The sequence below is a fragment of the Mesorhizobium sp. M7D.F.Ca.US.004.01.2.1 genome (assembly GCF_003997785.1).
In the GTDB taxonomy this organism is placed as follows: Bacteria; Pseudomonadota; Alphaproteobacteria; order Rhizobiales; family Rhizobiaceae; genus Mesorhizobium; species Mesorhizobium loti.
Genome location: NZ_RZRQ01000692.1, coordinates 1 through 967 on the forward strand (window position 1 = coordinate 1; position 967 = coordinate 967).

Annotated in this window: 1 protein-coding gene and 1 tRNA gene; both read left to right on the forward strand. The window is 58.3% G+C overall.

The window, feature by feature from the left end; translation table 11 throughout:
* Nucleotides 1-135 precede the first annotated feature (135 nt).
* Nucleotides 136-525: a TIGR02300 family protein gene (locus EN993_RS36215; protein WP_109665797.1), complete on the forward strand. Its 390-nt coding sequence runs from the start codon at nt 136-138 to the stop codon at nt 523-525.
* A gap of 172 nt (nt 526-697) precedes the next feature.
* Nucleotides 698-773 (forward strand) — tRNA-Ala (locus EN993_RS36220).
* Nucleotides 774-967 lie beyond the last annotated feature (194 nt).

The window sequence follows — 967 nt, forward strand, 5'->3', positions numbered from 1 at the left end:
GCCGAAATGGTCATCCCCATGGTCGTCACTTGACGCGAGGCCTTTCAATGCATGGTTTTGTGACGCCGGCTTTTCGCTTTGACAGCGCTGCAAACTGTGGTTAAGGGGACCACTCTTTTATTGACGAGGCTTGCCGTGGCAAAAACCGAACTTGGCACAAAACGCATCGACCCGGAGACGGGCCGAAAATTCTACGACCTGAACAAGGACCCGATCGTCTCGCCCTACACCGGCAAGACCTATCCGCGTTCCTATTTCGAGGAAGGCAAGATTGCCGCTCTCGAGGAGGAAGAGGAAGTGGCCGAGAAGGAAGTGGACGCCGAGGAGGAAGAGGGCGTTGAGGTCGTCTCGCTCGAAGAGGCGGACGAGGACGTCAAGGCCGATGATCTTCCCGATCTCGGCGATGACGAGGACGATGTCGACCTCGGCGACGACGAGGATGACACTTTCCTTGCCGACGAGGAGGAAGAAGACGACGACGTCGCCGACATGATCGGCGTTGGCGACGACGACGACGAGGTCTGATCGGCCTTGAAAGCGGGCGTTTGCGGGCTTTCGTGGCCTGTGAAGAAAAAGCGGCTCTCGAAGGCTTGATATTGACGAAGGGCGGGGTTAGAAGCCGCCTGCACTAACGGCGCGGTCTCCAACCCGCGCCGGATCTCTTCGCCGGAAACGGTGCCGGTTGACTGCCGGAAGTGGGGCCATAGCTCAGTTGGGAGAGCGCTTGAATGGCATTCAAGAGGTCGTCGGTTCGATCCCGATTGGCTCCACCAAACAGTCTTTCTGCAAAACTGGCTATCTTCTTGCTGAAATAACCGCGCCTCTTCAAAGGCTTGCCAGCGTCGCGTTACAACGCCTGACAGGGACTGCGCTTGTCTCGTGCCGTCAGATTTCAGCCCCAGATACCCAGGCCTTGGCCGGATCGACGACGATGCCATCGCTAACCAACCGCCGGACAGCTGTCACC